The organism is Streptomyces sp. NPDC007907 (assembly GCF_042959365.1).
GTDB classification, from domain to species: domain Bacteria; phylum Actinomycetota; class Actinomycetes; order Streptomycetales; family Streptomycetaceae; genus Streptomyces; species Streptomyces indiaensis.
In genome coordinates this window covers 1-21,974 of the sequence record NZ_JBIBKR010000005.1, presented here as the reverse complement: position 1 = coordinate 21,974, position 21,974 = coordinate 1, and the positions used below count along the sequence as shown (strand labels likewise).

The following is a 21,974-nucleotide window of genomic DNA, read 5'->3' as shown; positions in this document are numbered from 1 at the left end:
GTTCACGCGGTCTTCCGCCCGCGTCAGCCCGCCGGCGCCGGCGTCGCGCTGTCGCCGGCGACTTTCCCGTAGTCGTTGTGCGTGCGGTACTTCTCGGCGAAGTGGCCGGAGGTCCATCTGTACGTGATCACGTTCTCCCCGGACGGACTCGACACCGGGTCACCCCTGTCGTACACCTGCTTGGTCACCACCAGGTCGCCGCGGTCGATCTCCGCGTAGACCGGCGGTTCCTCCGACGTGAAGACGTTCTCGTACGAGCCGCCCTGCTCGCGGTACACGTAACTGCCGACGCCCACCGCGTCACCGCAGGTCAGCACATTGACGACGACGTCGTCCGCGGAGCCGTCGGTGAGATTGCCGTAGGAGACGTCGACCGGGTACTCGTTGGCCACGCACGGCTTGAGCTCCCGCTTCACCTCGGGCGCGACCTTCGGGTCGTCCTTGACGAGCTCGACCGCGTTCACGGTGTCGGGAGACTTGAACGGCGAGGTGGACGGTGTCGCGGCGGCCGCGCCCGCCACCGAGTCGGCGTGCGCCGGGCCCTCGTCACGGGCGCCGGTGCCGCCCGCACCGCACCCGGCCACTAAAAGGGCGAGGGCGGTGGGCACGGCCAGTGCCGCGCTCACCGCCTGAATACTGCCCCGGGTCCGTGCAGAACCCTCGCCGGTCAGGCCGCGCACCGCTCCCGCTCCTCACGCTCCAGCGCGCGTGCGTCCAGGTCGCGGGACTCCAGCTCCTCGCGGAGCCGGGCGAGCGCCCGGTGCAGCGTGCTCTTGACCGTTCCGGCCGACATGCCGAGTGCCGCGGCCGTCTCCTCCGTGGACATCTGCTCCCAGTGTCGCAGCACCACGACACTGCGCTGTTTCGGGGCGAGGACCTTCAGGACGTCCATCAGCAGGGCGCGGTCCGCGTGCTGCTCGGTGGCGTCGTCGACCGAGGCGTCCGGCAGCTGCTCGGTCGGGACCTCCTCCAGCTTCCGCGCCCGCCACCACTCCGTGCGGGTGTTGATCATCACCCGGCGCAGGTAGGCGTCGGCCAGCCGCTTGTCCTCGATGGTCTCCCAGCGGCCGTACGTCCGTACCAGCGCCGTCTGCAGCAGATCCTGCGCGTCCGTCGGGTCCGGGACCAGGCGGCGGGCACTGCGCAGCAGCGCGTCCTGCCGGGTGCGGACGTACTCCTCGAACTCGAGCACCTCGCCCTGCGCCATGGTGAACCGCCTCCCGTTTCCCCGTTCGGGCCGGCTCCCCGCCGCCCGTGCACTGCCTGTGGTCTTCCGTCGTCCCGTGTCTTCCGGGAACGCATCTGAAGGTACGGAGGCGTTGTCACGGCGCTGTCCGAAGCAGCCTGCGGCCAGCACTCGGCTGTCCGTCGGTTGTGTAACGGAAATCCGAACGGGGTAAAGACGTGGGGGTGTTGGGGCGGGTTGGGGGTGATTCATCCCCCTGGTTGTTGTGACGAAGGGTGACCCGCGGCTGTGACGTGTCTGTGCGTCAGGTCAGCGGCAGCCGGTACGAACCGCCCTCCAGCGGCTCCACCAGGCCGTCGGCGACGAGACCGTCGAGGGCGCGGGCCCGCTGCACCGGCTCGTGCCACACCCGGTCCAGAGCCGCCTGCGGAACGGCACCGTGGGCCTCCCGCAGCACCGCGAGCAGCCGCCCGCGCACCTGCCGGTCGGTGCCGGCGTAGGTCTGGCCGCGGCGCGGCGGCCCGTCGTGCTCCGGCTTGCCCGCCAGCCGCCACGCGCACTGTGCGGCGATCGGGCAGCGGTGACACGACTCGCTCTTCGCCGTGCACACCAGCGCGCCCAGCTCCATGGAGGCGGCGGCCCAGCGGGCGGCGGTCCGCTCGTCCTCGGGCAGCAGCGCGCGGGCCAGCTTGCGCTCGGCGGCGGTGGTGGCGTTCGGCGGGTACTGCACGCCGGTGACCGCGCGGGCGAACACCCGGCGCACGTTGGTGTCCAGTACCGGGTGCCGCTGTCCGTGGGCGAACGAGGCGACGGCCGCGGCCGTGTACTCGCCGATGCCGGGCAGCGCCAGCAGCTGCGCGTGGTCGGCCGGTACGTCACCGCCGTGCCGTTCCGTTATGGCGACGGCGGCGCCGTGCAGCCGGAGCGCGCGGCGGGGGTAGCCGAGCCGCCCCCAGGCCCGGACGGCCTCGCCGGGCGCCTCCTTGGCCAGGTCGGCGGGGCGCGGCCAGCGCTCCAGCCACTGCTCGTAGACGGGCAGGACACGGCTCACCGGCGTCTGCTGGAGCATGAACTCGCTGACCATCACCCCCCACGCCCCGGCCTCGGGACGCCGCCACGGCAGGTCACGGGCGTTCTCTGCGAACCAGTCGATGACGGGGGAGTGCAGATCCTCTCCGAGCGGCCGGCCGGAGGAGGTGCCGGAGACGGAACCGGAGGGGGAGTCGGCGGCGGGGCGCTGGGGCTTCGTGGGAGCAGTCATGGCCCTTTGATGGTGCCACGGTGAGGCGCCGAATCGGGCACACCGCCACCCCGCCGGGGCGGTCACCCGGCGATCACAGGTGTCTGTTCGAGTGGCTGATCGTGCGGGTCGGAGGGCTGATCGTGCAGGGCGGGTGGCGGGCTGATCGTGCGTGTCGGGTGGGCTGATCGTGCGGGGCGGGTGGCGGGCTGATCGTGTGTGTCGTGCGGGGCGGGTGGCGGGCTGATCGTGCGGGGCGTGTGGGCTGATCGTGTGCGTGCGCCGCTTCGGCTTCCGCGCCGCTTCGGCTTCCTCGGCCGCCCTCAACCGTCCCTGTGTCCGGGTGGGTCGACGGAGCAGCGCCGCGAACTGCCGGGAGCGCACGGGCGTTCCCGACCGGCTGAGCGTCGTGCGGCCCGGCTCAGCGGCGCGCGGAGGTCTCGTGTGACGGGTGCGCGCCGTGTCTGCGGGCGGGCACGCCACAGTCGGCCGCGAACAGCGCGACGCCGACCGGCAGTACGGCCCGCGTCCCTGTCCGGGCTCTGCGCGGTACCCACATCGGGGTGTCCGGCGCATGGTCACGCACGGTAGGCGACGGGCCCAATCCGTCACACCCCGCGATCATCGTGTCCCGCACCTGACGAAAGACCGGGGTGGGACGTGATTTCCGGGATGATGATCCGGAAAAGTTGTAGGTCGTAGCGGCGGGTGGGACCGGTGAACGTGCCGATCTCTCGTAAGGTTTGGGCCGTGGGATCACTGCGCAATCCGGTCGGGCCGCTTCCCTCCTCCATCTACTGGCGTCGGAGGGTCGTACTGGTGTCCGTGGTCGCCGTGTTGGCGCTGCTGACCGCCTGGATCGTGATGATGGGCGGCGGGGGCGACAAGGACGGCGACAACGGCGCCAACGGCAAGAATCCCGCGCCCTCCATCACGCCCGGCCCGTCGGGTTCGGGTCCGGCCATCAGCCAAGCACCCGGCGGACGCGACGAGTCGGGCGGCGGCGGTTCGGGCGGTTCTGGTGGTTCGGGCGGCTCGTCGTCCGGCTCCGGTGACGGCTCGGGCGACGGCTCCGGGGACGGGTCGGGAGACGGTTCAGGGTCCGGGGGCTCCGAGGGGGCCGGCGGTGCCGGCGGCCCGGGTGGCGGCGCCACCGCCGGTGGCGTCGGCGCGGGCGACACCCTGCCTGCCGGTTCCACCCTCCCCAACTGCACCGCGAGCGCCGTCAAGTTCAGCCTCCGCAGCCGGCACAACACCTACGACCCCGAGCAGACGCCCACGTTCCTGCTGACCGCGCGGAACGTCTCCGGCAGCGACTGCAAGATCGATCTCGGGCCGAAGAACGCGGTGTTCACCATCGCCCCGGCGAGCAGCGACGACGACTACTGGTCCTCCGAGGACTGCCCCAAGGCCGCCGCGCACCAGCTGTACCGGGTCGCCGCCGGCAGCGGCATCACCTACACCGTGAAGTGGGACCGCAAGCCGAGCGCCTCCAAGTGCGCCACGCCTCCCGCCGGCTCGGCCGGGGCGGGCACCTACCTGGTGGAAGCCAAGGCTCCGGGCTTCGCGAAGGTGCAGACGTCGTTCGTGCTCTCGGCCGACTAGGACGACGTAAGCCGGGCAGCCGGGCGAGAGGCAGCGCGCAGACGCACGAGGGCGGTACCCCTTCCCGGGTACCGCCCTCAGCCGTCTGCGCACAGAGCCGTGCGCGTCCGCTACACGTACCGCTCCAGGATCGAGGACTCCGCCAGGCGCGACAGCCCCTCGCGGACGCTGCGGGCCCGGGCCTCGCCCACGCCGTCCACCGTCTGCAGGTCGTCGACGCTCGCGGCGAGCAGCTTCTGCAGTCCGCCGAAGTGCTCGACGAGGCGGTCGATGATCGCGCCGGGGAGCCGGGGCACCTTGGCGAGGAGACGGTAGCCGCGCGGGGAGACCGCCGAGTCCAGCGTCTCGGGCGCGCCGGTGTAGCCCAATGCCCTGGCCACCGTGGACAGTTCGAGCAGCTCGGCATGGGTGAGGGCGTCGAGTTCGGCGAGGGCCTGGTCGACCGTGCGGGAGCGCTTGGCCGTGGGCTCGGGGACGTAGTCCCGCACGACCAGCTCGCGCTCGGGTTCCACGCCCGCGATCAGCTCGTCGAGCTGGAGGGCCAGGAGCCGGCCGTCCGTGCCGAGCTCCACCACGTACTCGGCGATCTCCGTGGCGATGCGACGGACCATCTCCAGGCGCTGGGCGACCGCCGAGACGTCCCGGACGGTGACCAGGTCCTCGATCTCCAGCGCGGACAGCGTGCCCGCGACCTCGTCGAGGCGGAGCTTGTAGCGCTCCAGGGTCGCGAGGGCCTGGTTGGCGCGGGACAGGATCGCCGCCGAGTCCTCCAGGACGCGGCGCTGCCCGTCGACGTACAGGGCGATCAGCCGCATCGACTGGGAGACGGAGACCACCGGGAAGCCGACCTGCTTGCTGACGCGGTCGGCGGTGCGGTGCCGGGTGCCCGTCTCCTCGGTGGGGATGGTCGGGTCGGGGACCAGCTGCACGCCGGCGCGCAGGATCTTCGACAGGTCGGAGGACAGCACGATGCCGCCGTCCAGCTTGCACAGCTCGCGCAGACGGGTCGCGGTGAACTCGACGTCCAGCACGAAACCGCCGCTGCACAGCGCCTCGACGGTCTTGTCGGAGCCGAGCACGATGAGCCCGCCGGTGTTGCCCCGGAGCACGCGCTCCAGGCCGTCACGCAAGGCGGTGCCGGGTGCCACGGCGCTCAGGGAGGCGCGCATCAGGCCATCGGTACCGGCACTCCCGCCGGATTTTCCGGGAGACGATGCCCGGTCGTTGGCTGCCACTGCACTCCTCCGGTCGCAGGTTCTGGGCGCCCCCGTGTCGCGCGCTCGGTTCGCACGGACGGGCGAGACCAGGGCAAAGTCTACCGGCGACCCTCCTCGTCCTGTGGGGCCTCTCGGCGACGGGAGCGGGGAAGGACCCGCAGGGCGTCCCCTATGTCCGCGACTTCCAGCACCTTCATGCCCGGCGGGACCTTGCCCGGATCGGCCGGCACCAGGGCATGTGTGAAGCCCAGACGGTGGGCCTCCGCCAGTCTGCGCTGCACGCCCGTGACTCGTCTCACCTCGCCCGCGAGGCCCACTTCGCCGATCGCGACGAGGTTCTTGGGGAGAGGTGTGTCACTCGCGGCGCTCGCCAGGGCGAGGGCGACGGCCAGGTCGGCGGCCGGCTCCGACAGCTTCACCCCGCCGACCGTCGCGGAGTAGATGTCCCTTTTGCCCAAGGCGCTGATCCGACCCCGCTGTTCCAGCACGGCCAGCATCATCGAGACGCGGGAGGTCTCCAGGCCCGAGGTGGTGCGGCGCGGGGAGGGGATCTGCGAGTCGACGGTGAGCGCCTGGACCTCGGCGACCAGCGGGCGGCGGCCCTCCAGGGTGACGGTCAGGCAGGTGCCCGGGACCGGTTCGGCCCGGCGGGTCAGGAAGAGTCCGCTCGGGTCGGCGAGACCCGTGATGCCCTCGTCGTGCAGCTCGAAGCAGCCGACCTCGTCGGTGGTGCCGTAGCGGTTCTTGACGCCGCGCACCAGACGCAGGCGGGCGTGCCGGTCGCCCTCGAAGTGCAGGACGACGTCCACCAGGTGCTCCAGCAGGCGCGGGCCGGCGATCGCGCCGTCCTTGGTGACGTGGCCCACCAGGAGCGTGGACATGCCGCGTTCCTTGGAGGCCCGGATGAGGGCGCCCGCGACCTCCCGCACCTGGGCCATGCCCCCGGGTGCGCCGTCGATCTCGGGCGAGGCCACCGTCTGCACCGAGTCCATGATCAGCAGCGACGGCTTCACCGCGTCCAAGTGGCCCAGCACCGCGGCCAGGTCCGTCTCGGCCGCCAGGTAGAGGTGATCGTCGATGGCGCCGATGCGGTCGGCCCGCAGCCGGACCTGGCTCGCCGACTCCTCGCCCGTGACGTAGAGCGTGCGGTGCTCGTCGCTCGCGGACTTGGCCGCCACGTCGAGCAGCAGTGTGGACTTGCCGACGCCCGGCTCGCCCGCGACCAGCACCACCGCGCCGGGCACCAGCCCGCCGCCGAGCACGCGGTCCAGCTCGGGCACGCCGGTGGGGCGGGCGGTGGCCTGCCGTCCGTCCACCTGGCCGATGGGCAGGGCGGAGGTGGTGACCCGGCCCGGTGTCGTGGTGCGCACCGCGGGCGCGCCGTACTCCTCGACCGTCCCCCAGGCCTGGCACTCGGGGCAGCGGCCGAGCCACTTCGCCGTCTGCCAGCCGCACTCCGTGCAGCGGTAGGACGGGCGGTCCTTGGTGGTCTTCGTACGGGCAGCCATGGACGGAACCGTAACCGCAGGCACTGACATCGCGGCGACCGGCCGACGGCGCCCACCCGCGCGCCTGGGGTCCGCCCACCCCTCGCCGGCCGTGGAACGACCGGTTCATGTCCCCGATTGAGGGATCGTTTCACCCGTAGGGATTAAATGTGCTCAAGCCACCTGAAGGCGCCACTCCCGGCCCCCTACGGTCGCCGAATGACGAGCAGTACTCCGGAGATCTCGACCCGCTCGACCCGCCCGGCCGGCGCACACCGGTCGCACCGGGAAGCGCGTGACCGCGGGGCTGCGCGCACGCTGGAGCAGCAGCCGCCCGCGCACTACGAGCCCTACCTGGACGGCCTGTTCACCTACTGCCTGTCGGTGCTGTGCGACCACGAGGCCGCGACCGCTGCCCTGGGCGACGTCCTCGCACTCGCCGAACGCCGCGGCCGGCAGGCCCCCGAGGCACCCGCGGACCGCAGGGCCTGGCTCTACGCGCTGGCCCGCTGGGCGTGCCTGCGCAAGCTGGCCGAGATCAAGCAGAAACGTCAGAGCAGCCACGCGGCGGGCCGTGCCGACCGGCAGCACGCCGACCGTCCCGCCGCCCCGGCCGTCTCCGAGGAGGTGCAGGAGCGACGCCGTCGCGAACTGGCCCTGCTGGCCTGGCCGGAGGCCGCCGGCACCACCCCGGAGCAGCGCGAGGCGCTCGAACTGGCCGTGCGCCACCACCTCGCCGCACACGAGGTCGCCGCCGTCCTCGGCATGGCCCCGGCCGCCGCCCGGGATCTGCTCGCCTCCGCCGCGTGCGAGGTGGAACGCACCCGTGCGGCTCTCGCCGTGGTCGAGACGGGGGCGTGTCCGAGCGTCGCGCACCTCGTCGGCGACGACCGGCTCGTGCTCGGCACGGCCCTGCGCCGCGAGCTCGTCCGGCACGTCGACGACTGCCCGCGCTGCCGCCGCACCGCCGAGCGCGCCATCCCCGGCCGCTGGCCCGGCACCAGCGTGACGCCCGCCGAGCTGCCCGTCCTGCCGGCGCCCCGCGCGGCCGTGCACATCGCCATGGCCCATCAGCCGCGCGCGCGGAGCGCCGCACCCCGCTTCGACCGGCGCGGCTTCCCGATGGACCCCAAGGACCACGCCGCCCGCCGGGACCGCCTGCGCGCGCGTGCCATCACCACGACCGTCGTCGCCACCGTCGTGGCCGCTCCCGTCCTGGCCCTGTGGGCGTCCTACCGGGGTACCCCGGTAGGCGAGGGCCAGGACGGCCGCTCGGCCTCCGCGCGCGAGGCGGACGACCCGTTCGCCCTGGACGGCGAGATGGCGGGCGGCGGCTACGAGAACACGGGCAACGCGAGCACCCGCCCGGGCCCGCGCTTCGGCAAGGACGGCAAGGCCGACGTCTCCGTGGAGGTCATCGGCGTCGCCGGGGCGGGCCGCGCGAGCGCCCTGGAGGTCACGGCCGACCACAGCGGCGACACCACCCTGGTCACCCTGACCGCCACCGGCCCGGCCCCGGTCCGCTGGTCCGCGTCCACCGGGGCCCACTGGCTCTACCTCAGCCGCTCCTCGGGAACGCTCCGCCCCGGCGAGTCGGTGACGGTCAAGGTCTACGTCGATCACCTGCGGGAGCCCGCCGGCCCCTGGCAGGCGCAGGTGGCGGTCGCACCGGTGGGCGCCGCCGTCCACATCGAGGGCTACGGCACCGCGCCCGCCCCCGCGGATCCGGACCCACGCCCGCACCCCGGTGGCCCGAGCGACCCGGACCCGGCCCATCCCGACCCGACACCCACGACCTCTGCCCCGGACCCCGATCCGACGCCGACCATCCCGCCCCCGTCGGCCGACCCGGACCCCACGCCCACGGATCCCGGCCCGACGGAGCCGACGGGCTCGACGCCGCCGTCCTCGGACAGCGGCGACCCGAGCCCGGTCACCTCGTAGCCGGGCCCTCAGGCCACCGGACCGGCCGGATCCGCGGGGTGCGGCGCCACCAGCGGCAGCTGCGAGGCCAGCCGCTCCTCGCACAGCTCCACCAGCCGGTCGTAGCCGGCCTTGCCCATCAGTTCGATCAGCTCCGGCCGGTAGGAGACGTACACGGGATCACCGGCGCCGTGCGCCGAGGTCGCCGACGTGCACCACCAGTGCAGGTCGTGGCCGCCCGGGCCCCAGCCCCGGCGGTCGTACTCGCCGATCGACACCTGCAGCACGCGCGTGTCGTCGGGCCGGTCGATCCACTCGTAGGTCCGCCGCACCGGCAGCTGCCAGCACACGTCCGGCTTGGTCTCCAGCGGCTCGCGGCCCTCCTTCAGGGCGAGGATGTGCAGGGAGCAGCCCATGCCCCCCTCGAAGCCCGGCCGGTTCTGGAAGATGCACGAGCCCTGGAAAGGCCGCGTCTGCCGCTCGCCGTCCTCGTCCTCGGAGACCCAGCCGCCCCGCGTGCCCTCGGCGTGGTGCTGCCAGATGTCCGGCGTGAGCCTGGCCACGTGCTCGGCGACGCGTTTCTCGTCGTCCTCGTCCGAGAAGTGGGCACCCAACGTGCAGCACCCGTCGTCCGCGCGGCCGGCCTGGATGCCCTGGCAGCCGCTGCCGAAGATGCAGTTCCAGCGAGAGGTCAGCCATGTCAGATCGCAGCGGAAGACCTGCTCGTCGTCCGCCGGATCAGGAAACTCCACCCACGCGCGAGCGAAGTCGAGGCCCTTCTCGTCGGAGTCCACGACAGCCGGTGATTTGTCGCGCTTCGCCTTTTTCGTCTTTGGCACGAGTCCAGGGTACGGGCCCGGATACGGCGCTTGTACCCCCACCGAGGACGGCACACGGCCCCGTGGGCAGTAGCGTTCCGTACATGAGACTCGGTGTCCTCGACGTGGGATCGAACACGGTGCATCTGCTCGTGGTGGACGCGCACCCCGGCGCGTGCCCGTTGCCCGCGCACTCGCACAAGGCGGAACTGCGCCTCGCCCAGCTCCTCGACGACGACGGCGCGATCGGCCCCCACGGCGTCGACCGGCTGATCTCGGTGATCAAGGAAGCGCTCCAGGCCGCCGAGGACAAGGGCGTCGAAGAGGTCCTGCCGTTCGCCACCTCCGCCGTGCGGGAGGCCCGTAACGCCGATGACGTGCTCGCCCGCGTGCGCGCCGAGACCGGCGTCGAGCTCCAGGTCCTCACCGGCGCGGAGGAGGCCCGCCTGACCTTCCTCGCCGCCCGCCGCTGGTTCGGCTGGTCGTCCGGGAAGCTGCTGGTCCTGGACATCGGCGGCGGCTCCCTGGAGGTCGCCTACGGCATCGACGAGGAGCCCGACGCGGCCGCCTCGCTGCCGCTGGGCGCCGGGCGTCTGACCGCCGGCTGGCTGCCCGGTGACCCGCCCGACCCGGAGGACGTGCGCACCCTGCGCCGCCACGTGCGGACCGAGATCGCCCGCACCGTCGGCGAGTTCAGCCGCCTGGGCACCCCCGACCACGTCGTCGCCACGTCGAAGACGTTCAAGCAGCTGGCCCGCATCGCCGGCGCCGCCCGCTCCGCAGAGGGCCCCTACGTCCAGCGCGAGCTCAAGCGGGAGTCCCTGGAGGGCTGGGTCCCGCGGCTGGCCGCCATGACGGAACGGGAGCGCTCGGAGCTGCCGGGCGTCTCGGAGGGCCGCGCCGGGCAGCTCCTGGCGGGCGCCCTGGTGGCCGAGGCCGCGCTGGACCTCTTCGGCGTCGAGCGCGTGGAGATATGCCCCTGGGCACTGCGGGAGGGCGTGATCCTGCGCCGCCTGGATCACATGGAGTCCGCGTGAGGAAGTCCGCGTAGGGGGCCCGCCGCTATGGCAAACACCACAACGGCCAAGAGGCCCCCCACCCCACCCCGACCCCACCCCGTAATCTGTCCTGCATGGCAGAGCCAGCCGTGAAGATCCCGGACGCGAAGGTCGCCCTGTCGACGGCCTCGGTCTACCCGGAGTCGACGGCCACGGCCTTCGAGATCGCCGCGCGCCTCGGCTACGACGGGGTCGAGGTCATGGTCTGGACGGACCCGGTCAGCCAGGACATCGAGGCCCTGCGCCGGCTCAGCGACTACCACCAGATCCCGGTCCTGGCCGTGCACGCCCCCTGCCTGCTCATCACGCAGCGCGTCTGGTCCACCGACCCGTGGACCAAGCTCCAGCGGGCCCGCGCGGCGGCCGAGAAGCTCGACGCGAGCACGGTCGTCGTCCACCCGCCGTTCCGCTGGCAGCGCCAGTACGCCCGCGACTTCGTCTCCGGCATCTGGCGCATGGCGAACGAGACGGACGTGCGGTTCGCCGTCGAGAACATGTACCCCTGGCGCTACCGCGACCGCGAGATGCTCGCGTACGCCCCCGACTGGGACGTCACCAAGGACGACTACCGGCACTTCACGATCGATCTCAGCCACACGGCGACGGCGCGCTCCGACGCCCTCGACATGGTCGACCGCATGGGGGACCGGCTCGGACACGTCCACCTCGCCGACGGGCGGGGTTCCGCCAAGGACGAGCACCTGGTGCCGGGCCGCGGCACCCAGCCCTGCGCCGAGGTGCTGGAGCGGCTCGCCCTGACCGGCTTCGACGGGCACGTCGTCATCGAGGTCAACACCCGCCGGGCGATGTCGAGCGCGGAGCGCGAGGCCGACCTGGCGGAGGCCCTGGCCTTCACGCGCCTGCACCTCGCCTCGGCCGTGAAGGTGCCCCGGCGATGACCGGCCGGGCCCCGGCAGGCAGCGCGTCCGGCACCACCGCCCGCCGCCGCGGCCGCCCCCCGCGCACGGAGTCGGCCGACACCCGCGACCGCATCCTGACCGCCGCCCGCGACGAGTTCTCCGAGCGCGGCTACGAGAAGACGTCCGTGCGCGGCATCGCCAAGTCCGCCGGGGTCGACTCGGCGCTCGTGCACCACTACTTCGGGACGAAGGAGCAGGTCTTCGAGGCGGCGATCACCCAGTCCTTCGGCCCGGCCCTGCAAGCGCCCCGGGCCATCGAGGAGGGCCCGCTCGACGGGGTGGGGGAGCGTCTGGTCCGCTTCTTCTTCGGCATCTGGGAGAACCCGGCGACGCGCGCGCCGCTGCTCGCCATCGTCCGCTCCGCCCTCACCAACGAGACAGCGGCCGCCGTCTTCCGGCGGATCATCGCCACGCAGGTGCTGCGCCGCATCGCCGTGCAGCTGGAGCTGCCGGACGCCGAGCTGCGGGCCGAGCTCGCCGCCGCGCAGCTCGTGGGCACCGCGATCCTGCGGTACGTCCTGCGGATCGAGCCGCTGGCCTCGGCGGACCCGGAACAGATCGTCGCGCGACTGGCCCCGGTCGTGCAGGGTCACCTGACCGAACCGTGAGGCGTCCGGCCCGGTGATCTGGGGGCACCTGACCGATCCGTGAGGCCCGCAGAGGCCGTCACGGGTGCCGTCGTCCGAGACGGTCGTCCCGCATTCCGGACACTTTGTCCCGCCCTCTGGATGACCGGCGTACGCTCGACAGCAGTCAGAAATCTCCGAACTCTCTGACGACGTCTCTGAAGGAGCGAGCGACGATGCCCGAGCTGAGGTCCCGCACAGTCACCCACGGCCGCAACATGGCGGGCGCCCGCGCCCTTATGCGCGCCTCCGGTGTACCGGGCGGGGACATCGGCCGCAAGCCGATCATCGCGGTCGCCAACAGCTTCACCGAGTTCGTCCCCGGGCACACGCACCTGGCGCCTGTCGGCCGGATCGTCAGCGAGGCGGTCGTCGCCGCCGGCGGCATCCCGCGCGAGTTCAACACCATCGCCGTGGACGACGGCATCGCCATGGGCCACGGCGGCATGCTCTACTCCCTGCCCTCGCGCGACCTGATCGCGGACAGCGTGGAGTACATGGTCGAGGCGCACTGCGCGGACGCCCTGATCTGCATCTCCAACTGCGACAAGATCACCCCGGGCATGCTCAACGCCGCCCTGCGGCTGAACATCCCCACGGTCTTCGTCTCCGGCGGCCCGATGGAGTCCGGCCGTGCCACGCTCGTCGACGGCACCGTCCGCACGCTCGACCTGGTCGACGCGATCTCCGACGCCGTGAACGACAAGATCTCGGACGAGGACATCCTCCGCATCGAGGAGAACGCCTGCCCGACCTGCGGCTCCTGTTCCGGCATGTTCACCGCCAACTCGATGAACTGCCTGACCGAGGCCATCGGCCTGTCCCTGCCGGGCAACGGATCGGTCCTCGCCACACACACGGCCCGCAAGCAGCTGTACGTCAACGCGGCCAACACGGTCATGGACATCACCCGCCGCTACTACGAGCAGGACGACGAGACGGTCCTGCCGCGCAGCGTGGCGTCCTTCGCGGCCTTCGAGAACGCCATGGCCCTCGACATCGCCATGGGCGGCTCCACCAACACGATCCTGCACCTGCTGGCCGCCGCCCAGGAGGCCGGTGTCCCCTTCGGCCTGGACGAGATCAACGAGGTCTCCCGCCGCGTGCCGTGCCTGGCCAAGGTCGCCCCCAACGTGGCCAAGGACCGCACGTACTACATGGAGGACGTGCACCGCGCCGGCGGCATCCCCGCCCTGCTCGGCGAGCTGCACCGCGCCGGGCTGCTCAACGAGGACGTGCACTCCGTCCACAGCCCCTCCCTCGCCGACTGGCTGAAGACCTGGGACGTGCGCGGCGGCTCCCCCTCCGCCGAGGCGGTCGAGCTGTGGCACGCGGCCCCCGGCTGCGTCCGCTCCGCCGAGGCCTTCTCCCAGTCCGAGCGCTGGGAGGCCCTGGACGAGGACGCCGAGGGCGGCTGCATCCGCTCCGCCGAGCACGCCTACTCCAAGGACGGCGGCCTGGCGGTCCTCAAGGGCAACCTGGCCGTGGACGGCTGCGTCGTGAAGACGGCCGGCGTCGACGAATCCATCTGGACCTTCGAGGGCCCGGCGGTCGTCTGCGAGTCGCAGGAGGAGGCCGTCCAGAAGATCCTCACCCAGCAGGTCAAGGACGGCGACGTCGTCGTCATCCGCTACGAGGGCCCCAAGGGCGGCCCCGGCATGCAGGAGATGCTCTACCCGACCTCGTACCTGAAGGGCCGCGGCCTCGGGAAGACCTGCGCGCTGGTCACGGACGGCCGCTTCTCCGGCGGCACCTCCGGCCTCTCCATCGGCCACGCCTCGCCCGAGGCGGCCGCGGGCGGCACCATCGCCCTGGTCGAGGACGGCGACCGCATCCGCATCGACATCCCGGGCCGCACCATCGAGCTCCTGGTGGACGACGCCGAACTGACCCGCCGCGAGCAGGCCCTCAACGGCGTCTACGCCCCGAAGAACCGCGACCGCAAGGTCTCCGCGGCCCTGCGCGCCTACGCGGCGATGGCCACGAGCGCCGACAAGGGCGCGGTCCGAGACGTGTCGAAGCTGGGCTGACCCCCGCTCACGCCGAGGGCCGCCTCCCGCTTGCGGGGGCGGCCCTCGCGCATGCCCGCCGGCTACCAGGCCGCCGGATCGCGCCCGTTCACGCCGAAGACGGTCCCGTCCGGCGCGCTGCCGTAGACCCGGTCGCCCACGACCACGGGCTCGGGCAGCCCGGCCGCGACCCGGTCCGGCCGGTCGCCCAGCCGGGCGGGGGTCTGCCCGGCCAGGTTCCCGCGCCGCGCGTCGACGGCGAGCAGCCGCCCGTCCGACGCCGTCACGTACACGTACCGGTCACCGGCGACCGGCGTGGACCCCCGCATCATGCCCGTCTCCAGGCTCCACAGCTGCTCACGCGCCACGAGGTCGACGGCCACCAGCGATCCCCCGGTCCCCAGGAGGTAGGCCGTGTTCCCGCGCACGGCGCCATGGGGCTGCTGGAGGGGGGTGGTGAGGGGCACCCGTCGGGTCTCACCCGTCTTCGGGGTGTAGCGGACCACGGCTCGCGCATCGCCGTGCACCGTGTCGAGGGACAGCAGGAACACCGATCCGTCCGTGGCGCCGATGGGCTTGAGCGTCCCGTCGAGCCGGGCGTCCGACCGCACGTCGCCCGTCTCCGGATCGACGGCGGTGACCCGGGTGCCGCTCCCGTCCTGCGACGCGCTGGCGAGGTACGCCGACGGGTCACCGGTGAAGGTGGCGACGTACGGCATCTCATGGCCGGGGATCCGGTGGCTCCAGCGCGGGTCACCGGAGGCGCCGTCCACACCGGCGACCTTCCCGTCGGTGCCCGTGAACAGCAGCATGCCGCCGGCGTACACCGCGCTGCCGGTTCCCGGGGCGTCCCGCTGCCAGCGCACCTCGCCCGAGGCCGGATCGAACGCCTTCAGGCGACGCCCCGGGTCCATCGCGGGCTGCACGAGGCCACCCGCCAGCACCGGCGGCTCCTTCCGGGGCCCCTTGCCGACGGGGTGCCGCCACAGCACGTGCCCGTCGGACGGATCCAGGGCGAAGACCAGTCCGGACGTGGCACAGAGCAGGCGTCCCGCCCCGTGGGAGCACAGGGGGGCGCTGTCCCCGGCCGCCGGTGTCGTCCGCCACCCGCTGAACGCGGCCGAGGTGGTCCGCGGTGAGGCGGGCCGGGGTGAGCCGCCGTCACCGTCGAGCAACGGGAACGAGGCCAGGGCACCGACGACGGCCAGGCCGAACGCCCCGGCTCCCAGGGCCGCCCGCCTGCCGAGCCGCAGCTTCCTGCCACGACCGGCATGCGTCGTGGGGCCGGCTTCCACCGCGGCACCGGCTTCCACCGCGGGATCCGCTTCCGCCGCACGGGCGGGTCTCCCGGCGGGTGGTCCCGAACCTTCGGTGTCCCAGGTCCGCTGGGCCGGTATGAACGTCTGCGTGTCGTACGAGGCGGCCACCGACCGCAGTTCCCGCATCAGCTCGTCGGGGGTCGGCCGCTCCTCCGGCTCCTTCGCGAGACACCGCCACACCAGAGGCGCCACCTCGTCCGGCACACCGGTCAGGTCGGGCTCGTCGTGCACCACCTGGTAGGCGACGATGTACGGGCTGTCGGAGTCGAACGGCCCCTGCCCCGTGGCCGCGTGCACCATCACCGACCCGAGCGCGAAGACGTCGGCGGCCGGACCCACCTCGCGCGGGCGCCGGAACTGCTCGGGCGCCATGAAGGGCGGTGTGCCGATCAACCTCCCGGTCTCGGTGCGCAGTTCGCTGTCCACCGGCCGCGAGATGCCGAAGTCGATGACCTTCGGTCCGTCGTCGGCGAGCAGGACGTTGCTCGGCTTCAGATCCCGGTGGACGACCCCGGCGCGATGGATGTCACGCAGCGCCTCCGCCAACCCCGCCATCAGGCGCCGTAGCTGGGCCGCCTCCATGGGGCCGTTCCGCTTGACGTGATCGGACAGGGTCGGACCCGGGATGAACAGCGTGGCCATCCAGGGCCGTTCACTGTCCGGGTCGGCGTCGACGACGGGTGCGGTGAAGGCGCCGCTCACCCTGCGCGCCGCCGCCACCTCCTGCCGGAAACGCCCCCTGAAGTCAGGGTCCTTGGCGAACTGGGCGTGCACGACCTTCACCGCGAGCTTCATCCCCGAGGTGCTCCGGGCCAGATGCACGACACCCATCCCGCCCGACCCCAGACGGGACTCCAGACGGTAGTGACCGGCGTGTTCGGGAAGCTCCGCTTCCGCGCCCGCTCCGGCATTCCGCTGCGGCGCCATGGAACCACCCCCGTGCTGTTCGTCCGCGCGCGCGACGCACGGAGCCTAGTCGAAGACTCGTACGAGACAGAGGCGGCTTGCTAGCCTCCACGCACGAGTTGCGCACACGTGTTTCATCGTGTGACTCGGGGGAATCAACGGCACCCCATGACAGTCATGGGGTTCAACGGGGGAGAAACACATGTCTGTCGACCACGTCGAAGAACTCGCGGGCGAGGGCGAGACCGTCACCATGGCGGCGTCGGCCCTGCGCTCGTACGCCGTCGCCCCTGGCGTCCGCCTGAACGTCCGCAGCGGCCCCGGCACCGGCTACGGCATCGTCCGCGTCCTGCCCGAGGGAGCGCGGGTCACCATCTTCTGCCAGCGGCCCGGCACCACGGTGGCGGGCCCGTACGGCACCTCGAACATCTGGGACAACATCGACGACGGCGAGTACGTCGCGGACGCCTACGTGCAGACCAACAGCGACGGCTACGTCCGCCCGCGCTGCGCCTAGCCCGCCCCGAGCCCGCGGCCCGGCAAGGGTCATAATCGACCCGTGAGTGCAGAAGACAGCATCCCTGCCGCCGCCGCGGGCTCCACGGCCGGGACGACTCCTGGCCCCCGCCCCGAGCCCCTGCGCTTCTTCGGCACGACCTGGCTGTACCACGACCGCGGATACACGCCCCGTCGTATCGCCGTTGCCGCCGGCTCCCTGGCCACCGCCGCCGCCTCCTGCCTCGTCCTCCGCCTCGCCTACCAGGGCCTCCAGATCGCCGCGATCGGCGGCTTCGTCACGGTCCTCATGGTCGCGATGTTCGCGATCTGCAGCGCGATGGCCTTCCGCCACACCTGGGACGGCTTCGCCAGCCGCCACGACCCCGAGCGCCAGGCGTCCCTGCGGGGCCTCCTGACCGTCGGCTTCGTCGGCTCCCTCCTCGCCTACTTCCTCCGCTCCCTCACCGAGGCCCCCGGGGAGAAGCTGCACCGCGAGGAGTACGAAGAGGCCCGCAAGCAGTACGAGAAGCGCACCACCCGCCGCTCGGGCAACCCGAAGAACCGCCGCCGCGCGTAGCTTCCGGCGTGCGCCGCCGGGCGATGCCGGTACCGGCGCCGATGTCCGCGAAGCGGGCACCGGCGAGAGGGCGGCCGGTCAGGTCCTCTCCCCGCCGTCCCGATCGCCCGCGGCACGGAGACGACCTCCCCCTCACCGACGCCTCCGCCGACCTCGTCACCTACAACCAGGCCCGGCACCGGACCGACCGGGCCCGCGCCGTCCCGGAAGCCCTGCGTGTCCTGCGTCCCGGCGGAGCCCTCGACCTCCGGTGGAACACCGACGCACTCGACGTCCCCTGGATCACCGACGCCGCCGCCCGCACCCAGCGCCACTTCGGCATCGACGTCGCCACCGAGAAGCGCAACGTCGACGCCGGCCCCGCCGGCCTCGGCGACTTCACCCGTCGAACGGTCCGCCCAGCCGTTCGACGCACCCGACGCCGGGCAACCCCACCCAGCCGCTTGACGCACCCGACCACCCGGAGCATTATTCATCGCATGATGAATAATGCTCCGGGCTCACCAGGCCCGGGTCCCGACACCCCGGCCGTCCACGCCGAGAACCTCACCGTCGTCCGCGGCCCCCGCACCGTCCTGCGGGACCTCGGCTTCACCATCCCCCGCGGCAGGATCACCGGCCTCCTCGGCCCCTCCGGCTGCGGCAAGTCGACCCTCATGCGCGCCCTCGTCGGCACCCAGGCCAAGGTCACCGGCACCCTCGACGTCCTCGGCCGGCCCGCCGGACACCCCGCCCTGCGCACCCGCATCGGCTACGTCACCCAAGCCCCCTCCGTCTACGACGACCTGACCGTCCGCCAGAACCTCGAGTACTTCGCCGCGATCCTGAACCCCGGCCGGGCAGCCGCCGGCCACCGCGCCGAAGACGTCACCCGCGCCATCGCCGACGTCGACCTCACCACCCACGCCGACTCCCTCGCCGGCGACCTCTCCGGCGGCCAGCGCAACCGCGTCTCCCTGGCCGTGGCCCTTCTCGGCGCCCCCGACCTGCTGGTCCTCGACGAACCGACCGTCGGCCTCGACCCGGTCCTGCGCCGCGACCTGTGGAACCTCTTCGAGAACATCGCGACCGGCCGCGGCGCCACCCTCATCGTCTCCTCCCACGTCATGGACGAGGCCGAACGCTGCCACCGCCTCCTCCTCATGCGCGACGGACGACTCCTCGCCGAAGACACCCCCGACGCCCTGCGCGCCCGCACCGGCGCCGACACGGTCGAGGAGGCCTTCCTCCACCTGGTGGACCAGGCCAGGACAGCAGCCCGCACGAAGGAGACGACCCGATGACCACCACCACGCCCCGGCCGGCCACCCCACCCAGGGCCCTGAACGCCTCCCGCACCACCGCAACCGCCGCCCGGGTCATCCGCCAGCTCACCCACGACCCCCGCACCATCGCGCTGCTGGTCCTCATCCCCTGCCTGATGCTGCTCCTGCTGCGCTACGTCTTCGACGCCAGCCCCCGCACCTTCGACAGCATCGGCGCGTCCCTCCTCGGCATCTTCCCGCTCATCACGATGTTCCTGGTGACCTCCATCGCCACCCTGCGCGAACGCACCTCCGGCACCCTCGAACGCCTCCTCGCCATGCCCCTCGGCAAGGGCGACCTCATCGCCGGCTACGCCCTCGCCTTCGGCACCCTCGCGATCATCCAGTCCGCCCTGGCGACGGGCCTCGCCGTCTGGTTCCTCGGCCTCGACGTCACCGGCAGCCCCTGGCTCCTCCTCCTGGTGGCCCTCCTCGACGCCCTCCTCGGCACGGCCCTCGGCCTCTTCGTCTCGGCCTTCGCGGCCTCGGAATTCCAGGCGGTCCAGTTCATGCCGGCGGTGATCTTCCCCCAGCTCCTGCTCTGTGGCCTGTTCACCCCGCGCGACACCATGCACCCGGTCCTCGAAGCCATCTCCGACGTCCTGCCCATGTCCTATGCCGTCGACGGCATGAACGAGGTGCTGCGCCACACCGACATGACCGCCACCTTCGTCCGGGACGTCCTGATCGTCGCGGGCTGCGCCCTCCTGGTCCTCATCCTGGGTGCCGCGACCCTCAGGCGCCGTACGGCGTAGCCGGCCCGGCGCGACATCCCGCCCAGCGGACACCCCAGCCGCCCCCCACCCTCCGGTGCGAGGATGGACCCCGGACGACGCACCCTTCGGAGGCACCCCGCGCCATGACCCAGAAAGTCGCAGTCCTCGGCACCGGCAAGATCGGCGAAGCCCTGCTCAGCGGAATGATCCGCGCCGGCTGGACCCCGTCCGACCTCCTGGTCACCGCCCGCCGCCAGGAACGAGCCGAGGAACTCCGCACCCGCTACGGCGTCACCCCGGTCACCAACCCCGAGGCCGCCAAGACCGCCGACACCCTGATCCTCACGGTCAAGCCGCAGGACATGGGCACCCTCCTCGACGAGCTCGCCCCGCAGGTCCCCGCCGACCGCCTGGTCATCAGCGGCGCCGCCGGCATCCCCACGGCCTACTTCGAAGAGCGCCTGGCCCCCGGCACCCCGGTCGTCCGCGTCATGACGAACACCCCCGCGCTCGTCGACGAGGCCATGTCCGTCATCTCCGCCGGCACCCACGCCACCGCCGACCACCTCGCCCACACCGAGGAGATCTTCGGCGCCGTCGGCAAGACGCTCCGCGTCCCCGAGTCCCAGCAGGACGCCTGCACCGCCCTCTCCGGCTCGGGCCCGGCGTACTTCTTCTACCTGGTCGAAGCCATGACCGACGCCGGCATCCTCCTCGGACTGCCCCGCGACAAGGCCCACGACCTCATCGTCCAGTCCGCCATCGGCGCCGCGACGATGCTCCGCGACAGCGGCGAACACCCCGTCAAGCTCCGCGAGAACGTCACCTCCCCCGCCGGCACGACGATCAACGCCATCCGCGAACTGGAGAACCACGGCGTACGGGCCGCCCTCATCGCCGCCCTCGAAGCCGCCCGCGACCGCAGCCGCGCCCTGGCCTCCGGCAACAACAGCTGAGCACCCGGGGGCGGACCCCCCCCCCCCCCCGGCCGCCCGCACCCCTCACCCACGCAGCACGGAACCCGCCACGGCCACCTCCTCCACGGCGGGCAGCAACCCGATCGCCCGGTACGCCGCATCCACCGTCGGCCGGGCCATCCCCCGGGCCCGCTCGGCCCCGTCCCGCAGCACCCCCTCCACATACGCGGGATCCGCGCACAACTCCTTGTGCCGCTCCTGAAGGGGCCGGAGCACCTCGACCACGGCCTCGGCGGTGTCCTTCTTCAGATCCCCGTACGACGTGTACGACCCGGCCAGCTCCTCGGGACCCTGACCGGTGCAGGCCGCAAGGATCTCCAGCAGATTGGCGAGTCCCGGCCGGTCATCCCGGTCGTAGACGACCTCCCGCCCGCTGTCGGTCACCGCCCGCATGACCTTCTTCCGCACCACGTCCGGCTCGTCCAGCAGATAGACGATCCCCGGCCCGACGTCGTCGCTCTTGCCCATCTTCGACGCCGGGTCCTGCAGATTCATCACCCGCGCCGCCACCCCCGGACGCGTGGCCCGCGGCACCACGAACGTGTGCCCGTACCGCTGGTTGAACCGCACGGCCAGATCACGCGCCAGCTCCACATGCTGCCGCTGATCGTCCCCGACCGGCACCGCGTCGGCCCCGTACGCCAGGATGTCCGCCGCCATCAGCACGGGATACGTCAGCAGCGACAGCCGCACACTCCCGCCCCGCCGCTGCTCCCGCGCGGCCTTCTCCTTGTACTGGATCATCCGCCGCATCTCACCGTCGGTGGCTACGCACTCCAGCACGTACGACAGCCGGGCGTGCTCGTCCACGTGGCTCTGCACGAACACCGTGCACAACCCCGGATCCAGCCCGGCCGCCAGCAGCAGCGTCGCCGACTGCCGGCTCAGCCTGCGTACCCGCGCGGGATCGTGGTCGACGGTCAGCGCGTGCAGATCGACGACACAGAACAAGGCCTCGGCCTCGTGCTGGTCCACGGCAGCCCACCGCCGCATGGCTCCCAAGTAGTTCCCCAGCGTCAGATGCCCCGTCGGCTTGACCCCGCTGAAGACCCGCGTCATCTCTCCTCCACCTCCTGGCCGGGACCGCCGCCCCGGGCGGCCGCCCCTCCGTGGATCCGGGAGGGAGAAACGAAAACGGCCGCCGAAGCGGCGGCCGTCGTGTGCATACGTGAGGACGGCCGCCGTCAGGCGGCCCACCACAGCTGGGTGCACGTATGCGTCGTCATGCGGCCCAGGCTACGCCCCGGGACTGCCGTCCGCCCCCGGGTTGACACGCCCTACCCCCGTCCGTAGTGTTCTCCGAGTTGCCCGACGTGAGCGCCGACTCCGGTCGGTCCCCGGGCAGCCACTCCGCAAGTACCCACCATTCATCGATGCGCAGTACGTCTGCCGTCGCTTCATTGGCATGTGTATTTACGGAATGAGGAATCCACGTTCGAAAGGACGCGGCCCCCGATTCGCTCGGGAGCCGGGGAATCCGCTAAAGTCTCACTCGTCGGAACGGCCCAACAGCCGCAAAGACAAACCCCGCTGACCGGGGATCAGGCCCGAAAGGATCTGATAGAGTCGGAACCGCCGGAAAGGGAAA

At 72.4% G+C, this 21,974-nt stretch carries 19 protein-coding genes and 1 pseudogene; 12 read left to right on the top strand and 8 right to left on the bottom strand.

The features are described from left to right. Positions 1-23: 23 nt before the first annotated feature. The 3 genes from ACFZDI_RS20725 to ACFZDI_RS20715 form a co-directional block, all read right to left on the bottom strand. Positions 24-680 carry a hypothetical protein gene (locus ACFZDI_RS20725; RefSeq protein WP_234850348.1) on the bottom strand — a complete coding sequence of 219 codons (657 nt, stop codon included), beginning with the start codon at positions 678-680 and terminating at the stop codon, positions 24-26. Then, the gene (locus ACFZDI_RS20720) at positions 668-1,207 is read right to left on the bottom strand and encodes a SigE family RNA polymerase sigma factor (RefSeq protein WP_053673910.1); all 540 of its coding nucleotides are present in this window, start codon (positions 1,205-1,207) and stop codon (positions 668-670) included. Before ACFZDI_RS20720 ends, ACFZDI_RS20725 begins: the two co-directional genes overlap by 13 nt. Before the next feature lie 283 nt (positions 1,208-1,490). Then, complete coding sequence (locus tag ACFZDI_RS20715; RefSeq protein WP_344369404.1) at positions 1,491-2,447, bottom strand: A/G-specific adenine glycosylase; 957 nt, start codon at positions 2,445-2,447, stop codon at positions 1,491-1,493. A gap of 729 nt (positions 2,448-3,176) precedes the next feature. Between ACFZDI_RS20715 and ACFZDI_RS20710 the strand changes: the two genes are divergently transcribed. Then, positions 3,177-4,031, top strand: a complete 855-nt coding sequence (locus tag ACFZDI_RS20710; RefSeq protein WP_234850029.1) for a hypothetical protein — start codon at positions 3,177-3,179, stop codon at positions 4,029-4,031. 110 nt (positions 4,032-4,141) lie between these two features. Here the strand turns inward: ACFZDI_RS20710 and disA are convergent, their stop codons facing one another. Together disA and radA are read right to left on the bottom strand one after the other, a co-directional pair. Then, complete coding sequence (gene disA / locus ACFZDI_RS20705) at positions 4,142-5,266, bottom strand: DNA integrity scanning diadenylate cyclase DisA (RefSeq protein WP_234850028.1); 1,125 nt, start codon at positions 5,264-5,266, stop codon at positions 4,142-4,144. An 80-nt stretch (positions 5,267-5,346) separates the two neighbouring features. Further along, on the bottom strand, positions 5,347-6,756 hold the full coding sequence (gene radA, locus ACFZDI_RS20700; protein WP_234850027.1) for a DNA repair protein RadA: 1,410 nt from the start codon (positions 6,754-6,756) through the stop codon (positions 5,347-5,349). Positions 6,757-6,954: 198 nt separating this feature from the next. On the opposite strand from radA, the gene ACFZDI_RS20695 reads away from it, so the two are divergent. Then, positions 6,955-8,679 carry a hypothetical protein gene (locus ACFZDI_RS20695; protein ID WP_391252311.1) on the top strand — a complete coding sequence of 575 codons (1,725 nt, stop codon included), beginning with the start codon at positions 6,955-6,957 and terminating at the stop codon, positions 8,677-8,679. 8 nt (positions 8,680-8,687) lie between these two features. On the opposite strand, the gene ACFZDI_RS20690 is transcribed toward ACFZDI_RS20695, so the two are convergent. Next, on the bottom strand, positions 8,688-9,497 hold the full coding sequence (locus ACFZDI_RS20690; RefSeq protein ID WP_234850026.1) for a hypothetical protein: 810 nt from the start codon (positions 9,495-9,497) through the stop codon (positions 8,688-8,690). 83 nt (positions 9,498-9,580) lie between these two features. Between ACFZDI_RS20690 and ACFZDI_RS20685 the strand changes: the two genes are divergently transcribed. The 4 genes from ACFZDI_RS20685 to ilvD all read left to right on the top strand — a co-directional run bounded on the left by ACFZDI_RS20685 (position 9,581) and on the right by ilvD (position 14,110). Further along, positions 9,581-10,513 carry a Ppx/GppA phosphatase family protein gene (locus ACFZDI_RS20685; protein ID WP_234850025.1) on the top strand — a complete coding sequence of 311 codons (933 nt, stop codon included), beginning with the start codon at positions 9,581-9,583 and terminating at the stop codon, positions 10,511-10,513. Positions 10,514-10,608: 95 nt separating this feature from the next. Beyond that, the gene (locus ACFZDI_RS20680) at positions 10,609-11,433 is read left to right on the top strand and encodes a sugar phosphate isomerase/epimerase (protein WP_234850024.1); all 825 of its coding nucleotides are present in this window, start codon (positions 10,609-10,611) and stop codon (positions 11,431-11,433) included. Continuing rightward, positions 11,430-12,062: a TetR/AcrR family transcriptional regulator gene (locus tag ACFZDI_RS20675; protein ID WP_234850023.1), complete on the top strand. Its 633-nt coding sequence runs from the start codon at positions 11,430-11,432 to the stop codon at positions 12,060-12,062. Before ACFZDI_RS20680 ends, ACFZDI_RS20675 begins: the two co-directional genes overlap by 4 nt. A 194-nt stretch (positions 12,063-12,256) precedes the next feature. Then, complete coding sequence (ilvD, locus tag ACFZDI_RS20670; RefSeq protein WP_234850022.1) at positions 12,257-14,110, top strand: dihydroxy-acid dehydratase; 1,854 nt, start codon at positions 12,257-12,259, stop codon at positions 14,108-14,110. Between the two features lie 62 nt (positions 14,111-14,172). Here ilvD and ACFZDI_RS20665 read toward each other — a convergent pair whose 3' ends face one another. Continuing rightward, entirely contained in the window at positions 14,173-16,335 is a 2,163-nt protein-coding gene (locus ACFZDI_RS20665; protein WP_391252308.1) for a PQQ-binding-like beta-propeller repeat protein, read from the bottom strand. A 181-nt stretch (positions 16,336-16,516) separates the two neighbouring features. Here ACFZDI_RS20665 and ACFZDI_RS20660 point away from each other — a divergent pair, with 181 nt between their 5' ends. The 6 genes and pseudogenes from ACFZDI_RS20660 (at position 16,517) to proC (ending at position 20,365) form a co-directional block, all read left to right on the top strand. Next, the gene (locus ACFZDI_RS20660) at positions 16,517-16,831 is read left to right on the top strand and encodes an SH3 domain-containing protein (RefSeq protein WP_234850020.1); all 315 of its coding nucleotides are present in this window, start codon (positions 16,517-16,519) and stop codon (positions 16,829-16,831) included. Between the two features lie 42 nt (positions 16,832-16,873). Continuing rightward, positions 16,874-17,389: an EamA/RhaT family transporter gene (locus ACFZDI_RS20655; protein ID WP_391252306.1), complete on the top strand. Its 516-nt coding sequence runs from the start codon at positions 16,874-16,876 to the stop codon at positions 17,387-17,389. Between the two features lie 23 nt (positions 17,390-17,412). Continuing rightward, positions 17,413-17,574 (top strand): annotated as a pseudogene (locus ACFZDI_RS20650) (hypothetical protein); the annotation flags it as partial. Positions 17,575-17,868: 294 nt separating this feature from the next. Next, a complete protein-coding gene (locus tag ACFZDI_RS20645) occupies positions 17,869-18,672 on the top strand; it encodes an ABC transporter ATP-binding protein (protein WP_234850031.1) in 804 nt (267 codons plus the stop codon). Further along, a complete protein-coding gene (locus tag ACFZDI_RS20640) occupies positions 18,669-19,448 on the top strand; it encodes an ABC transporter permease (RefSeq protein WP_234850018.1) in 780 nt (259 codons plus the stop codon). Before ACFZDI_RS20645 ends, ACFZDI_RS20640 begins: the two co-directional genes overlap by 4 nt. 104 nt (positions 19,449-19,552) lie before the next feature. After that, positions 19,553-20,365: a pyrroline-5-carboxylate reductase gene (gene proC / locus ACFZDI_RS20635; protein ID WP_234850017.1), complete on the top strand. Its 813-nt coding sequence runs from the start codon at positions 19,553-19,555 to the stop codon at positions 20,363-20,365. 45 nt (positions 20,366-20,410) lie between these two features. Here proC and trpS read toward each other — a convergent pair whose 3' ends face one another. Next, on the bottom strand, positions 20,411-21,445 hold the full coding sequence (gene trpS / locus ACFZDI_RS20630; RefSeq protein ID WP_391252303.1) for a tryptophan--tRNA ligase: 1,035 nt from the start codon (positions 21,443-21,445) through the stop codon (positions 20,411-20,413). Positions 21,446-21,974 lie beyond the last annotated feature (529 nt).

Coding starts and splice junctions, on each gene's coding strand:
- ACFZDI_RS20720 (WP_053673910.1), bottom strand. CDS start 1,207: ATGGCGCAGGGCGAGGTGCTCGAGTTCGAGGAGTACGTCCGCACCCGG.
- ACFZDI_RS20715 (WP_344369404.1), bottom strand. CDS start 2,447: ATGACTGCTCCCACGAAGCCCCAGCGCCCCGCCGCCGACTCCCCCTCC.
- radA (WP_234850027.1), bottom strand. CDS start 6,756: ATGGCTGCCCGTACGAAGACCACCAAGGACCGCCCGTCCTACCGCTGC.
- ACFZDI_RS20695 (WP_391252311.1), top strand. CDS start 6,955: ATGACGAGCAGTACTCCGGAGATCTCGACCCGCTCGACCCGCCCGGCC.
- ACFZDI_RS20685 (WP_234850025.1), top strand. CDS start 9,581: ATGAGACTCGGTGTCCTCGACGTGGGATCGAACACGGTGCATCTGCTC.
- ACFZDI_RS20680 (WP_234850024.1), top strand. CDS start 10,609: ATGGCAGAGCCAGCCGTGAAGATCCCGGACGCGAAGGTCGCCCTGTCG.
- ACFZDI_RS20675 (WP_234850023.1), top strand. CDS start 11,430: ATGACCGGCCGGGCCCCGGCAGGCAGCGCGTCCGGCACCACCGCCCGC.
- ilvD (WP_234850022.1), top strand. CDS start 12,257: ATGCCCGAGCTGAGGTCCCGCACAGTCACCCACGGCCGCAACATGGCG.
- ACFZDI_RS20665 (WP_391252308.1), bottom strand. CDS start 16,335: ATGGCGCCGCAGCGGAATGCCGGAGCGGGCGCGGAAGCGGAGCTTCCC.
- ACFZDI_RS20660 (WP_234850020.1), top strand. CDS start 16,517: ATGTCTGTCGACCACGTCGAAGAACTCGCGGGCGAGGGCGAGACCGTC.
- ACFZDI_RS20645 (WP_234850031.1), top strand. CDS start 17,869: ATGATGAATAATGCTCCGGGCTCACCAGGCCCGGGTCCCGACACCCCG.
- ACFZDI_RS20640 (WP_234850018.1), top strand. CDS start 18,669: ATGACCACCACCACGCCCCGGCCGGCCACCCCACCCAGGGCCCTGAAC.
- proC (WP_234850017.1), top strand. CDS start 19,553: ATGACCCAGAAAGTCGCAGTCCTCGGCACCGGCAAGATCGGCGAAGCC.
- trpS (WP_391252303.1), bottom strand. CDS start 21,445: ATGACGCGGGTCTTCAGCGGGGTCAAGCCGACGGGGCATCTGACGCTG.